The sequence below is a fragment of the Pseudomonas sp. LBUM1653 genome (assembly GCF_059716115.1).
The window spans coordinates 2,438,035-2,450,626 of record NZ_CP166803.1; the positions used below are offsets into that span (position 1 = coordinate 2,438,035).

The 12,592-nt window shown below is 58.7% G+C and carries 18 protein-coding genes; all 18 read left to right on the top strand.

The genetic code is table 11. The features are described 5' to 3' along the window. The 18 genes from ACA054_RS11130 to ACA054_RS11215 all read left to right on the top strand — a co-directional run bounded on the left by ACA054_RS11130 (window position 1) and on the right by ACA054_RS11215 (window position 12,589). Window positions 1-327 carry a hypothetical protein gene (locus ACA054_RS11130; RefSeq protein WP_497689417.1) on the top strand — a complete coding sequence of 109 codons (327 nt, stop codon included), beginning with the start codon at window positions 1-3 and terminating at the stop codon, window positions 325-327. 3 nt (window positions 328-330) lie between these two features. Then, window positions 331-1,026, top strand: coding sequence for a hypothetical protein (locus tag ACA054_RS11135; protein WP_497689418.1), 696 nt, complete (start codon window positions 331-333; stop codon window positions 1,024-1,026). A 536-nt stretch (window positions 1,027-1,562) separates the two neighbouring features. Continuing rightward, window positions 1,563-1,895: a phage holin, lambda family gene (locus ACA054_RS11140; RefSeq protein ID WP_497689419.1), complete on the top strand. Its 333-nt coding sequence runs from the start codon at window positions 1,563-1,565 to the stop codon at window positions 1,893-1,895. 3 nt (window positions 1,896-1,898) lie between these two features. After that, window positions 1,899-2,093: a DUF7940 domain-containing protein gene (locus ACA054_RS11145; RefSeq protein WP_497689420.1), complete on the top strand. Its 195-nt coding sequence runs from the start codon at window positions 1,899-1,901 to the stop codon at window positions 2,091-2,093. Window positions 2,094-2,509: 416 nt separating this feature from the next. Further along, a complete protein-coding gene (locus ACA054_RS11150) occupies window positions 2,510-2,800 on the top strand; it encodes an HNH endonuclease (protein WP_497690282.1) in 291 nt (96 codons plus the stop codon). Between the two features lie 167 nt (window positions 2,801-2,967). Further along, entirely contained in the window at window positions 2,968-3,462 is a 495-nt protein-coding gene (locus tag ACA054_RS11155; RefSeq protein ID WP_274643404.1) for a terminase small subunit, read from the top strand. 111 nt (window positions 3,463-3,573) lie between these two features. After that, entirely contained in the window at window positions 3,574-5,151 is a 1,578-nt protein-coding gene (locus ACA054_RS11160) for a terminase large subunit (RefSeq protein ID WP_497689421.1), read from the top strand. Then, complete coding sequence (locus tag ACA054_RS11165) at window positions 5,148-5,309, top strand: hypothetical protein (RefSeq protein WP_274643406.1); 162 nt, start codon at window positions 5,148-5,150, stop codon at window positions 5,307-5,309. The genes ACA054_RS11160 and ACA054_RS11165 overlap by 4 nt, the downstream gene beginning before the upstream one ends. Next, window positions 5,302-6,612, top strand: coding sequence for a phage portal protein (locus tag ACA054_RS11170; protein WP_401125972.1), 1,311 nt, complete (start codon window positions 5,302-5,304; stop codon window positions 6,610-6,612). The genes ACA054_RS11165 and ACA054_RS11170 overlap by 8 nt, the downstream gene beginning before the upstream one ends. A 2-nt stretch (window positions 6,613-6,614) precedes the next feature. Beyond that, a complete protein-coding gene (locus ACA054_RS11175) occupies window positions 6,615-7,478 on the top strand; it encodes a head maturation protease, ClpP-related (RefSeq protein WP_323606296.1) in 864 nt (287 codons plus the stop codon). A 69-nt stretch (window positions 7,479-7,547) separates the two neighbouring features. After that, window positions 7,548-8,738 carry a phage major capsid protein gene (locus tag ACA054_RS11180; protein WP_497689422.1) on the top strand — a complete coding sequence of 397 codons (1,191 nt, stop codon included), beginning with the start codon at window positions 7,548-7,550 and terminating at the stop codon, window positions 8,736-8,738. A gap of 54 nt (window positions 8,739-8,792) precedes the next feature. After that, complete coding sequence (locus ACA054_RS11185) at window positions 8,793-9,032, top strand: hypothetical protein (RefSeq protein WP_497689423.1); 240 nt, start codon at window positions 8,793-8,795, stop codon at window positions 9,030-9,032. Window position 9,033: 1 nt separating this feature from the next. Further along, window positions 9,034-9,375 (top strand): head-tail connector protein, encoded by a 342-nt coding sequence (locus ACA054_RS11190; RefSeq protein ID WP_497689424.1) that lies wholly within the window; start codon window positions 9,034-9,036, stop codon window positions 9,373-9,375. Continuing rightward, window positions 9,375-9,752: a phage head closure protein gene (locus ACA054_RS11195; RefSeq protein WP_401125965.1), complete on the top strand. Its 378-nt coding sequence runs from the start codon at window positions 9,375-9,377 to the stop codon at window positions 9,750-9,752. Before ACA054_RS11190 ends, ACA054_RS11195 begins: the two co-directional genes overlap by 1 nt. Beyond that, window positions 9,745-10,266 (top strand): hypothetical protein, encoded by a 522-nt coding sequence (locus tag ACA054_RS11200; protein ID WP_274643413.1) that lies wholly within the window; start codon window positions 9,745-9,747, stop codon window positions 10,264-10,266. Before ACA054_RS11195 ends, ACA054_RS11200 begins: the two co-directional genes overlap by 8 nt. 24 nt (window positions 10,267-10,290) lie before the next feature. Next, window positions 10,291-10,899 carry a phage tail terminator protein gene (locus ACA054_RS11205; protein WP_497689425.1) on the top strand — a complete coding sequence of 203 codons (609 nt, stop codon included), beginning with the start codon at window positions 10,291-10,293 and terminating at the stop codon, window positions 10,897-10,899. A 5-nt stretch (window positions 10,900-10,904) separates the two neighbouring features. Further along, window positions 10,905-11,108, top strand: a complete 204-nt coding sequence (locus tag ACA054_RS11210; protein ID WP_497690283.1) for a DUF2635 domain-containing protein — start codon at window positions 10,905-10,907, stop codon at window positions 11,106-11,108. Next, entirely contained in the window at window positions 11,105-12,589 is a 1,485-nt protein-coding gene (locus ACA054_RS11215; RefSeq protein ID WP_497689426.1) for a phage tail sheath subtilisin-like domain-containing protein, read from the top strand. Before ACA054_RS11210 ends, ACA054_RS11215 begins: the two co-directional genes overlap by 4 nt. Window positions 12,590-12,592 lie beyond the last annotated feature (3 nt).

Here is a 12,592-nt window from a genome sequence, read left to right on the forward strand (position 1 = left end):
ATGATGAAAAAGCAGCATGGCCCCGCCTTCAGCGCTTCGCCGAAGCCGTTGAAATGGTGCGCAGCATGCAAGGGTAAAGCGGTCATCAAAGGCATATTTCATGAGCTGCCTTGCACTGAATGCCACGCCTCCGGTTGGGTTTCGGCGGAGACAGGGGAGGCGCTACCGGTCGAAGTTCTCGTTACCCAGCTCGGGCTCATGCTGAACATCTATCAGCAGCGCATCATTGCCTTTGGTAACCGGGTAAATCAGCCGTCAGACGCTCAGCAGCAATACGAACAGAACAACCGCCGCGGTGCCGGCGGATCGAACTTCACAGGGGATTGAACAATGATTTATCCAGGCATTTTGAATGCAGTTGTTTCGGCCCTCGCAGCTGAAGCCATCGACAACACCAGCAAGCAGGCATGGCAGAAGCTCTACAACTCTGCTGACGAGGAAGAGGGCGGTGATCTGGCAACGTTGGTTCGATCCCGCGGTGCCAGCAACATAGATCGTACTCAGGTCGATTGCTGGGTGTCGGCCCGGTTGCACCATGGGCTTGAGCCGAAGCATTGGGATGCTCTGGTAGCAAAGTACAGCACGCACAAAGGTCGTAAGGTGCAAGCGATCGCAGCGCTGCAGACCGTCATCAACACGCCAGCGCCGAAGTTGTTCCTATATAAGGCGGTCACTGCTTGGGCGATCCCGCAATTGAAGGGCGCTCGCCCAAAGGTTGTGAGTTCGGTATCTGTCGAGATTCCGCTCGATGCTCCAGCATGGCGTCGCGAAGCGATGGTGAAAGCAGCCGTTGCAGCTGGTCAGGCCAAGGCCAAGAAAGACAACTCCCGGTCCGCTGACATGATCGTACTGAAGGACAGCTTCTACGACATGAACACCTGGGAGAGCGATGGCACGCCGGAATCAACCCGCAGACGCTGGCGGCAATCGATTCACCAAGTGGCTGACGATCTGGTTAATGAGGCGCTGGCTCATGCAGGGGATATCCTGGAGCAGGAAGGTTTGCTCATCGAACAGGCGGCGTGATTGCTTGTTGACATCAGTGAGCGGATGAGCGAAATTAATCCCATCCTGTCATTCCTGCGCGTTTAGGAGTGAATCGAAAAGCCTCGCCAGAGAAATCTGCCGGGGCTTCGTCGTCTTCGGCTTAGGAGAATGGCATGTCTAGAGCTCAACGACGACACGACACGCGCCGCATAAAGGCTCGCTTTTACGCGAAGCAGCGCACTCAGGAATGCTGGTCCACTAGCGAGAAAGATGCCGGTCTTTTTGCAAACCACGGAAAGGTCTGCTCCTGCTGGATGTGTGGCAATCCGAGAAAATTGGGTTTGCTCACACTGCAGGAACTGCGAGCTGGCATTTCAACTCAAGAGTGACTGCGGAGCCCGGCTTTTGAGTCGGGCTTTTTGGTTGCCGTGACAGTCACGGACAAGCCTAAACCTATTTCAAGCCTCGGCATTTGCCGGGGCTTTTTCGTTTTCGGCTCCACCACACCCATTGCTCCGAGCTGGGAGTGCTGTTGGGGCCGAACCTATCTCGCTCCCCGCAAGGGAGGACGCTGGATGTCACATATGCCAGAGAAGAACCCAGAAACATGGCTCATCGTCATGGCCTGGCTGAGCCAGCATGCCCCGATGTTCTATGCCGCGGCGCTGTCGTGCTGGATCGCCTTCCTCCGCGTCATCTACGGCGGTGGCGGACGACGACAGGCCCTGCTGGAATCCTGCCTGTGTGGCGCGATCACGGCCGGCGCATTCCCGCTGCTCGAATACTTCAACCTGCCTTCAAGCCTGGCAGCTGCACTCGGCGCCTTCATCGGCACCTTGGGCATGAAGAAGGTTGCCGCGCTGGCCGACCGATTTACCGACATCAAATTGCCCAAGCGGCAGGGGTGACCCATGCAACTGATCGACAACTGGAAACAAGCGCTGAGCATGACCAGTGTTCAGGCGGGCGGCGCTATCGCAGTGCTGGGCGTGGCTGAGCAGCTGATGCCGCAACTTCAGGCTGTGCTGCCACCGGTGGCCTACGGCGTACTGGGTCTGCTGGTGGTGATCGCCCGCGTGGTCCTACAGCCGAAGCTGGTGAAGTGACAGTTGAGCCCAATTACCAATCAGGCCTTAGGATGACCGCAGGAGAGTCGGCTGTGATGGGGTGAGAAAGCACTTCATTCAGTTGACGGCAATGGTTGTCTGCCTGTTCAGCCTGTAAGAAATTTCGATTCACTGCCTCCCCTGTACGGATGTCGACGATTCGGTAGTAGAAACCGTTCGAAACTCCGTGGGCGGGTCGTTTTTGCACGATGAATATTTCCCCCATCATCTGGCCCCCTGTTGGTCATCCATACACCTTAATCCCTGATGTGCATTTATCAAGGAAGGTGGATGAATGGGAATTTCGTACAGCTGGAAGATCGATCAAAGCATTCGTCGCGGCATGTTGCGCGAATCAAAAAATTGTCGCCAAAGGTCAGTCATACATGCCTCGACTCAAAACAATCCCGCCTCGCATGAAACAACTCGAAGGCAGGTCCTTCGCCCTGCCAGTTGGATCGGAAGGTGAAGGCTGGGGGGCAGGGCGAGGAGGTCGTCCTTGGCGCCGTAAGCGCGCCGCAGTTCTTTTGCGTGATGAGTACACATGTCGGGCTTGTGGCTTGGTAACTATTCAGCTGGAGGTGGATCACATCGTGAACCGCGCTCGTGGTGGGTCGGACGATGAAGAGAATCTCCAAGCGCTCTGCATCCCGTGCCACAAGCTGAAAACTGCCGCCGAGGCTGCCGCTGGCGCAGGGCGAACGTGAAGTTGCGATGCCTCCCCTGCAATTGAGAATCGTTGTCGATTTCGCTTGCGGCACGCCAGTGCCCCACCCCCGAGGGTGGGGGCGGGTCAAAACCGTGAGAGGTTTAGCCTCGGCCACCACTCGCCCCCGCACGGACAGATTTTTTCCCCCACACAGGTTTTTTGTTAATGGCGTTAACAACCAAGCAGCGTGCTTTTGTCGACGCTGTGAGGAGAGGTGCGTCCAACAAAGACGCAGCGATAGCCGCAGGATATGCGGCCTCCAGCGCTTCGGTGGCCGGTTCACGATTGGCCAAACACCCGAACGTTCTCGCCGCATTGGCCTCTTCACCCATTAACAAAAATGTTAAAGCCGGCCCCAAGCCGGTCAATGAAAAACCGCCGGCCGAGGACCTAGCCCGGGGTGATGCCGAATCGTCCTTCGACTTTTCCAAGGCGATGACATTCACCGATCCAAAAGCATTCTTGATCGCGACCATGAACGACTACGACGCGGACGCGAAGCTTCGGGTCGACGCAGCGAAAGCGCTCATGCCGTTCATTCATCCGCGTAAAGGTGAAGGCGGCAAAAAAGAAGAAAAGGAAGATGCCGCGAAGAAGGCTGCCAAAGGCAAGTTCGGCGCTGCACCTCCACCCCCAACTCATTTGCGATCGGTGAAATAAGTGAACGAACCCACCTGGGACACAGCGTGCCCAGACTGGGAATCGCGAATCATCCATCGACAATCGCTGGTTCCGTTTCCGCCTCTGTTTCCAGATGAGGCGGCTGCGTGCATGCAGGTCCTGAATGACCTGCGGATTGTCGACGCACCCGGTAGCCCGCTGATTGGCGAATCCTGTGCGCCGTGGATCAGTGACCTGGCCGGCGCTATTTTCGGTGCCTACAACTCCAATACCGGCGAGCGGCTGATTCAGGAGTTCTTTCTCCTTATCAGCAAGAAGAACGCAAAGAGCACCATCGCTGCTGCGATCATGCTCACGGTGCTGATCCGGAACTGGCGCCAGTCAGCCGAGTTCATCATCTTGGCGCCGACGATCGAGGTGGCGAACAACGCCTACGCGCCGGCCCGCGACATGGTCAAACATGACGAAGAGCTGTCGGCACTGCTGCATGTGCAGGATCACGTTCGGACGATCACGCACCGCGAGTCCGGCGCCACGCTGAAGGTAGTAGCCGCTGATCAAAACACTGTCGGTGGGAAGAAGGCCGCTGTCGTCCTGGTCGACGAGCTTCACTTGTTCGGCAAGAACCCGCACGCGGCCAACATGCTGCGTGAAGCCACCGGTGGGCTCGCGTCTAGGCCCGAAGGGTTCGTGATCTATCTCACGACACAGTCTGACCAGCCCCCGGCGGGCGTGTTTCGCGAAAAGCTCCAGTACGCCCGGGGCGTGCGTGACGGCACGATTGTCGATCCGAACTTCCTGCCGGTGATCTACGAGTTTCCGAAAAAGATCCTTGAGGCTGATGATCACCGCAAGTCCGAGAATTTCTACATCACCAACCCGAACATGGGGTACTCGGTTAGCGAGAAATTCCTGATCCGTGAAATGAAAAAGGCGGAGGAGGCCGGTGAGGCTGAAATACTGGGCTTTATGTCCAAGCATCTCAACGTCGAGATCGGACTCGCGTTGCGCTCCGATCGGTGGGCAGGCGCTGATTACTGGGTCGGCGCAGCGGAAAAGAAGCTCACCCTCGATGATGTAATTGCCCGATGCGACGTCATCGACATCGGGATCGATGGTGGTGGCCTGGACGACTTGCTGGGCTTTGCCGCGGTGGGCCGGGACAAACGAACCCGTGACTGGTTGGTTTGGACTCACGCCTGGGCGCATCCCTCGGTGCTCGAGCGAAGAAAGGCAGAAGCCCCTCGTTTTCACGATTTTGAGAAAGACGGCGACCTGACCCTGTCAAAGCGAATCGGCGATGACGTGCTTGAGGTGGCGGACCTGGTTGAACAGGTGGAAGAGTCGGGCTTGCTGGACAAGGTCGGGGTCGACCCTGTGGGTATTGGTGCGATCTATGACGCGATGATTGAGCGCGAAATTCCCCCGGAAAAAATTGTTGCCATCAGCCAGGGCTGGAAGCTCGGCGGGGCGATCAAGACGGCGGAACGCAAGCTCGCCGAAGGCGGGATGAAGCACGGTGGCCAACCCATGATGGCCTGGTGTGTCAGCAATGCGAAAGTCGAGCCGCGCGCGAACTCAATCCTGATCACCAAGCAAGCCAGTGGCTCGGCCAAGATCGATCCCTTGATGGCTCTATTCAACGCGGTGACCTTGATTTCTCTGAACCCCGAAGGCCGGGGTAACGATGACTTCATGGCCGCCATTAGGAACCCGATCATCATATGAACCCATTGCACGTATTCATTCTGCTCGCGCTGTGCGGGTTCGGTTCGGCCGTTGCAGGCGTTTACGTTCTGCAAGGCTTGGGCTGGGCGCTAATCGCCGGAGGCGTTGCGTTACTTCTGATCGCTGGATTTGTGCGCAAGGGGCTGATCAGTGACTAAATCATTATCGGCCGTGCTGGGCCGCGCGGCCCGCAAGCCGAGCGCGTCGCTGGGGCACACCCTGAACGAATGGATCGGTCGGCAGATCGGCTTGGGCGACGGCGGCTTTTGGGGGCAGTTCCTCGGTGGCGAATCCAGCTCGGGCAAGAACGTTACGGTCGACAACGCTATGCAGCTCTCGGCGGTTTGGTCCTGCGTCAGGATCATCTCGACGTCGGTGGCCGGCCTACCGATGGGTGTGTATCGACGCGAAGCTGACGGTGGACGCAAGGATGCCCGGGACTTTGGCCTCTACGACATCGTACATACAAGCCCCAACGAGGACATGACGGCGTTTCAATTCTGGCAGGCGATGGTTGCCGCCATGCTTCTGCGCGGAAATGCATTTGCGGAAATCTTGCGTATTGGTAACCGAGTTGTCGCCTTAGATTTCCTGCTACCGAGCCGTGTCGATTTGGAATTGGATGCGGATGGCAGGATCACCTACTGGTACCGCCCGAAAAAAGGTGCCAGGCGCCAGATCCAGCGTTCAGACATGTTGCATATCCCGGCGTTTAGCCTGGACGGGCGTGTTGGTCTTTCAGCCATCCGCTACGGCGCTGATGTTTTTGGCGCTGCAATGTCCGCGGATGATGCCGCGAATGGAACGTTCAAGAACGGGTTGCTTCCCGCGGTGGCATTTAAGGTTGATCGCGTGCTCAAGCCAGAGCAGCGAGAAGAGTTTCGCGACTATGTAAAGCAGGTGTCGGGGGCTTTGAATGCTGGGCGATCGCCAGTGCTTGAGCAGGGAATCACGCCAGAATCCATTGGGATTAACCCCGTGGATGCTCAGCTGCTCGAGTCCAGGGGGTACAGCGTTGAAGAGGTGTGCCGCTGGTTCGGCGTTCCGCCATGGATGGTTGGAAAAACGGATGCGGGCAGTAACTGGGGTACCGGGCTCGAGCAGCAGATGATTGCCTTCCTGACCTTTAGCATCAGTTCGATTACCAATCAGATTCAGCAGTGCGTTAACAAGCGATTGTTGACTCCGGCAGATCGCGTTTCGTACTACGCCGAATTTTCGCTTGAGGCATTCCTGAAAGCCGACACTGCCGGGCGCTCAGCCTGGTATAGCCAGATGACCCAGAACGGCATCATGACTCGTGACGAGTGCAGGGTAAAAGAGAACCTCCCCCGGCACGGCGGCAATGCAGGCGTGCTAACGGTTCAAACAAACTTGACCCCCATCGACAAGCTGGGCGAATCCACCGATGGCCAGGCCGCGCAGACAGCCTTGAAAAGCTGGCTCGGCCATAAGGAGTAACCATGGCACTGAATATCAATGCTCGCAGTTTCAACTGCGAGCTGAGCCCGCGCGCGCTCGATCTATGGAACCCGGATCTGCGCGCGGCCCTGGAGGCCGGTACAGACACCATTACCATGTACGGCATTATTGGTGAGGACTGGTACGGCGAGGGCGTCACTCTCAAACGCGTCGACGCAGCGCTGCGGGCCATTGGTGATAAGCCGGTCACCGTTTACATCAACTCGCCAGGTGGCGACATGTTCGAAGGCATCGCGATTTACAACCGCCTGATCGAGCATTCGCAAGAGGTCACCATCAAGGTGCTTGGCCTGGCCGCTTCGGCGGCATCCGTTATCGCCATGGCAGGCGCCAAACGTGAAGTTGCCAAGACCGCGTTCCTGATGATCCACAACTGCTGGACGTACTTCGCTGGCAACCGGCACGCCATCCGAGAGCTGGCCGATACCATGGAGGAGTTCGATCGCGCCATGATCAGCTTGTACGCAGACACCAGCGGGCAAAAGGAAGCTGCGGTAGAGAAAATGCTCGACGCCGAGACCTACATGAACGGATCTAATGCCGTCGAGAAGGGGTTCGCTACGGGTCTTATTTCCGCAACCGAGGTTGAGCAAGCGCCAAGCGAAACGGGGGCGCAGGCCCACTCAGCGCGTAAGCTCGACGCCGCACTGGCGAAGTCCGGCATGCCTCGCAGCGAACGGCGAAAACTCATTTCCGAAATCAAGACCAGCACGTCTAGCACTGCTGGCGGCGACACGCTTCGCGCTGTCGTGCCGGGCATGCCCAGCGCTGCCCTTGATGTATCCGCGTTTGAAGAAACCGCAAACCAGGCGTCAGCGCTTCGAAGTTTGTTCCCGAGCCGCTGAGCGGCTGTAACCGCACTCGATTACCTACCGCCCCTGTGGCGGTTTTTTCATTTCTGAAAGGACCAAAAAATGCCAGCTCCGGATTACGCTCAAATCGAAGCCTCCCAGAAGCAAACCCAGGCCGACCTAAAAGCGGTTGGCGATCAAATCAAAACCTATGCCGAGCGCACCGAGAAGGAAATCAAAGCTTCCGGTGAGATGCAGGCGGAAACCCGTGGCAAGGTTGATGAGCTGCTGCTCAAGCAAGGCGAGCTGCAAGCCCGTGTGCAGGAGGCGGAGCAGAAGCTGGTCAATGCTGGCAAGCTGCATGAGCCAGCAGTGCAGCAGTCTGCTGGTCACCTGGTGGCCGCCAAGATGACCGAAGAGGGCGTGACCAGTTCGTTTCGCGGCTCGCGTCGAGTCGAGGTTCCGCGCGCCGCCATCACCACCGCCACCGGCGGCGCCCTGGTCGCCCCTGACCGCGTCGGCGTGATTATTGCCCCTCAGCGCCGCCTGACTATTCGCGACTTGGTCGCGCCGGGTACCACTGGCAGCAACGCTGTTGAATACGTCCGAGAGACCGGCTTTACCAACAACGCCGCGATCGTCGGCGAAGGCTTGGCCAAGCCATACAGCGATCTGACTTTCGCGCTGGATAACGCCAACGTTCGCACCATTGCTCACCTGTTCAAAGGTAGCCGCCAGATTCTGGATGATGCCGCCGCACTGCAAAGCTACATTGACGCACGTGCGCGTTACGGGCTGCTGCTGGCCGAAGAAGCCCAGCTGCTGTATGGCAACGGTACCGGCAACAACCTCAAAGGCATCATTCCTCAAGCTCAAACGTACGCTGCACCGGCCGGAATCACCGTGGCCGCCGAGCAGCGCATCGACCGCATTCGCCTGGCACTACTGCAGGCGACCTTGGCTGAGTTCCCATCGACCGGCGTGGTCCTTAACCCTATCGACTGGGCAGCGATCGAGCTCCTGAAGGACGGCGAAGGTCGTTACATCATCGGCAAGCCTCAGGACGGTACCGCGCCTCGCCTATGGAACCTGCCGGTGGTTGAAACCCAGGCCATTGTCCAAGACCAGTTCCTGGTCGGCGCCTTCAGCCTTGCCTCGCAGATCTTCGACCGTATGGGCATCGAGGTGCTCATCTCGACCGAGAACGACAAGGACTTCGAAAACAACATGGTCACCATCCGTGCAGAAGAACGCTTGGCGTTCACCGTGTACCGACCTGAAGCGTTCGTTACCGGCGACCTGACTGCCGCTTAATCCCCGATAAAAAGGCCACCGCTTGGTGGCCTTGCTCGTTTAGGAGATATCGATATGGCGCGTAATACTCCAAGCTCGCCTGTGGAAAATGACAATGCCACTGATACGTCTGTGGACACGTCTCCCGCGGGCGGAGCGGTTACTGACAACTCGATCATGATTTACCCGCTGCGAAGCTACCTGGACGGCAAAGAAATCCGCCGCCGGGGTGGTGCCGGTTATCTTTCGCCGAAGCATGACGCGACCTCGCTGATCGCTGCTGGCCTCGCGACTGATACAGATCCAAAGGCCTGATATGAACGCCATATCGACCGACGAAGCAATTCAGCATTTGCGGGCGGAGGAAGATGATCGAGCGCATGTGGAGTTGCTTCTGGCGGCGGCCGAAGACAGCGCGGCGCAGTTTCTCAATCGCCGATTCTATGCAAATGCGGCTGCATTGGACGCCGCTGTCCTCAACGGATCTGCCGGTTTGAAACCGATCTTGATCAATCCTTCCATTCGAGCAGCGTGCTTGCTGATTTTGGGAGACCTTTACAGTAATCGCGAAGACGAGTCGGTGGGGGACGAGTTCAGCAGCATGCCTGCCGGTTCGCGGTCACTGCTGACGCCGTATCGGATAGGGTGGGGGATCTAATGGCTCGTGGCGCAAACCAGCTTCGTGAACCGCATACCGGCGAGCTCAACAGGCGTATCACCCTTCGACTCAGATCCGATGTCCCAGCTTCGGATATGGGCCTGGAACCGGTGTTTTCTGAGCCTAGAAAACGCTGGGCGAAGATAGAGCCTGTCGGAACCGCGATATACGCCCATGGAGTTCAGACAGACAACAAGCTCACTCATCGCATCACGCTGCGCTACCACCCTGGTATCACCGATGCTCATGAAATCGTTCACGGTGAGACATTGTACCGAGTGAAACGCATCGCCGACTTGAATGGGGCGCACAGATTTACAGTCCTTGAAGTTGAGGAGTTAGGCCAACTCAAGAGCGGAGGCGACATCTATGTCTAACTCCGCTTCGATTGACGGTTATCTACACGTTGAGGGTTTCGACAGCTTTGAACGAGACGCCTTCGACAAGCGAATGATTCGCGCCGGGATGCGCAAAGTTGGTCTGCTGATCACCCAGCGAGCACAGATGAATCTTGCGCTGGGCAAAGGCCAGGACGGCTATCCGGTAAATCGAACGGGCGCCACGGTTGAATCGGTAAGTTTTAAGGTTTCCCGATCGGGTTTCCTTGTCCGTATCTCCCCGACCAAGACCTCGGCGATGGAAGAGTTTTACCCGGCTTACCTTCACTATGGGGTGAAGAAGGGTCGAAAACTCGGAAAGCTCGCACCTGGTAAGGGCAAGGGCAAATCGAACCGCCGCGCCATTGGCGCAAGGGCTGCCGCGCTTGCTGAGCGTGCCGCCGGCGCATGGCGAATCAAGCCTCGCGACAACTACATGGCCGATGCTTTGCAGGATTCATCATCGCAAGTTCAATCGATACTTTCTGCTGCGTTTGCCGCTGCCCTGCGTTGATCGCTGCCCCCTCCGGACACTTCTATGAAACTGAACCCGATCGTTGCTCACTTGCGAGTGACGTGCCCGTCTTTTGCCGGCCGAGTTTCCGGCGGCATCGACTGGGATGCAGTCGTTGAAAGTGCCCACCTGGCTCTCCCTGCTGCTTACGTCATTGCAACTGCTGACGCTGCGAGCTCGAGCAAAGCGCAGAACATGGTGATCCAGGACATCACTGATCAATTCAATGTGGTGATTGTTCTGGAAGCCTCTGACGAGCGGGGGCAGGCGGACAACGACATTTTGCACGATCTCCGCGCCGAGCTCTGGCGGGCTCTGGTTGGCTGGATACCTTCCGCTGAGTACGACCCCATTGAATATGGTAAGGGCGCGCTTCTGCATATCAGTCGTGCCCGAGTGGTTTACCAGTTCACGTTCTTTTCCGGGTTCCAGCTTGGTCGCAATCGTGACGATGAGCCTGCCGAAACCTGGCAAGAATTCGAGCTCGATGGTCTGCCCGGTTTTACAGGTGTCGATGTCAACGTGGACTTTATCGACCCGGCTGACCCCAACCTGCAGCGCCCTGGCCCCGATGGTCGAGTCGAGGCGACATTCTCCGTTGAACTACCGCAACTTACTGAGGACTCTCCATGAGCCGCATGACTGTGTACCCGGCCGCGGGCCGAGTGGTGCCCGACCCTGAAGCCGGCGGCAACTTGCCCGCGGAGGGACGAGATGTCCCGCGTGACGCGTATTGGCTGCGCCGCCTCCAGGATCAAGACGTCACCCACGACGCGCCGAAAAAGGCCAAGGCCACCCCAAACCTTCCGGCTCCGGCCGCCACTGGGAGCGCTGAAGAATGACCATCAGCTTTAATTCTATCCCCAGCGATCTACGCGTGCCGCTGTTCTACGCCGAGGTCGACAATTCGCAAGCCAACAGCGGCGGTTCGAGCATGCCGCGGCTGATCGTGGCGCAGGTCAATGACGACTCTACCGCCGCGGAAATTGGCCAACTGACTCTGGTATCGAGCCTGGGCCTGGCCAAGAGCATCGGCGGCAATGGTTCGATGCTTGCGCAGATGTATTACACCTGGCGCCGCAGCGATCCGGCCGGCGAGGTCTGGTGCCTGCCGATCAAGGCCACCGGTACCAAGGCGGCCGGCAGCGTGACCATTACCGGTACGGCCACCGCCGGTGGAGAGCTGAATCTGTACATCGGAGGCACCCGGGTACGCGCGACCGTGACCAAGGGTGCCACCCCGACTGCGGCAGCCTCGGTGTTGGCGGCGGCGGTGAATGCCGCCGGACTGGCGGTGACGGCGGTGGCGGCAGCCGGTGTGGTGACGCTAACCTGCAAATGGTCGGGTCTGAGCGGTAACGATCTGGCGTTGCAGCTTAATCGCCTGGGCCGTAACAACGGCGAAGCCACGCCGGCCGGCCTGACCGCAGTCGTCGCGCCGATGATTGGCGGGGTGGGCACGCCTGACGTCGCGGTGGCCTTGGCCAGCCTCGGCGATGAGCCGTTTGAGTTCATCTGTGCGCCGTGGGCCGATGCTACCTCGTTGGATGCCTGGAAGGCGTTCATGGATGACTCCAGTGGGCGCTGGAGCTGGGCTAAGCAGCTTTATGGGCATGTCTACACAGCGCAGCGCGGCACCCTCGGCGAATTGGTCGCCTTGAGCGCGACGCGCAATGATCAGCACGCAACGATTCACGGCTTTGAGGCGGCCTGCCCTGATCCTGTGTGGAACGTGGCTGCGGCCTATGCGGCGCGCACCGCAGTGTTCATCTCGGCGGACCCGGCGCGGCCAACGCAAACCGGCGAACTGGCGGGCATCACCCCGGCCCCGGCCGGTGCGCGTTTCACCCTGACGGAGCGCCAGTCGTTGTTGAATCGTGGCATTGCCACTGCCTACTTCGCCGGCGGCGCGCAGCGCATCGAGCGGGCAATCACCAGCTACCAGTTCAACGCCTTCGGCCAGGCCGATGATTCGTACCTGGACAGCGAGACGCTGCACCAGTCGGCGTTTGTCATCGGTTACCTGAAGTCGCGGGTCACCAGCAAATACGGCCGGCACAAGCTGGCCAATGACGGCACGCGCTTCGGCGCCGGCCAGTCCATAGTCACGCCGAACGTGATTCGCGCGGAAATGATCGCTGGCTACTACGCGCTGGAGCAGTTGGGCATTGTCGAGAACGCCGAGGCCTTCGCAGCCAATTTGATCGTGGAGCGCTCGGCCACCAACCCGAACCGGCTCAACGTGTTGTATCCGCCAGACCTGGTCAATCAGCTGCGGATCTTCGCGCTGCAGTACCAGTTCCGTCTGCAGTACGCGGTGTGATCC

Bases quoted from the DNA above. Each gene is read 5' to 3' on its own strand.
- ACA054_RS11215 (WP_497689426.1), top strand. From the start codon at position 11,105: ATGACCATCAGCTTTAATTCTATCCCCAGCGATCTACGCGTGCCGCTG.
- ACA054_RS11130 (WP_497689417.1), top strand. From the start codon at position 1: ATGATGAAAAAGCAGCATGGCCCCGCCTTCAGCGCTTCGCCGAAGCCG.
- ACA054_RS11185 (WP_497689423.1), top strand. From the start codon at position 8,793: ATGGCGCGTAATACTCCAAGCTCGCCTGTGGAAAATGACAATGCCACT.
- ACA054_RS11150 (WP_497690282.1), top strand. From the start codon at position 2,510: ATGAAACAACTCGAAGGCAGGTCCTTCGCCCTGCCAGTTGGATCGGAA.
- ACA054_RS11175 (WP_323606296.1), top strand. From the start codon at position 6,615: ATGGCACTGAATATCAATGCTCGCAGTTTCAACTGCGAGCTGAGCCCG.
- ACA054_RS11205 (WP_497689425.1), top strand. From the start codon at position 10,291: ATGAAACTGAACCCGATCGTTGCTCACTTGCGAGTGACGTGCCCGTCT.
- ACA054_RS11160 (WP_497689421.1), top strand. From the start codon at position 3,574: ATGCAGGTCCTGAATGACCTGCGGATTGTCGACGCACCCGGTAGCCCG.
- ACA054_RS11195 (WP_401125965.1), top strand. From the start codon at position 9,375: ATGGCTCGTGGCGCAAACCAGCTTCGTGAACCGCATACCGGCGAGCTC.
- ACA054_RS11190 (WP_497689424.1), top strand. From the start codon at position 9,034: ATGAACGCCATATCGACCGACGAAGCAATTCAGCATTTGCGGGCGGAG.
- ACA054_RS11200 (WP_274643413.1), top strand. From the start codon at position 9,745: ATGTCTAACTCCGCTTCGATTGACGGTTATCTACACGTTGAGGGTTTC.
- ACA054_RS11145 (WP_497689420.1), top strand. From the start codon at position 1,899: ATGCAACTGATCGACAACTGGAAACAAGCGCTGAGCATGACCAGTGTT.
- ACA054_RS11140 (WP_497689419.1), top strand. From the start codon at position 1,563: ATGTCACATATGCCAGAGAAGAACCCAGAAACATGGCTCATCGTCATG.
- ACA054_RS11180 (WP_497689422.1), top strand. From the start codon at position 7,548: ATGCCAGCTCCGGATTACGCTCAAATCGAAGCCTCCCAGAAGCAAACC.
- ACA054_RS11135 (WP_497689418.1), top strand. From the start codon at position 331: ATGATTTATCCAGGCATTTTGAATGCAGTTGTTTCGGCCCTCGCAGCT.
- ACA054_RS11165 (WP_274643406.1), top strand. From the start codon at position 5,148: ATGAACCCATTGCACGTATTCATTCTGCTCGCGCTGTGCGGGTTCGGT.
- ACA054_RS11210 (WP_497690283.1), top strand. From the start codon at position 10,905: ATGACTGTGTACCCGGCCGCGGGCCGAGTGGTGCCCGACCCTGAAGCC.
- ACA054_RS11155 (WP_274643404.1), top strand. From the start codon at position 2,968: ATGGCGTTAACAACCAAGCAGCGTGCTTTTGTCGACGCTGTGAGGAGA.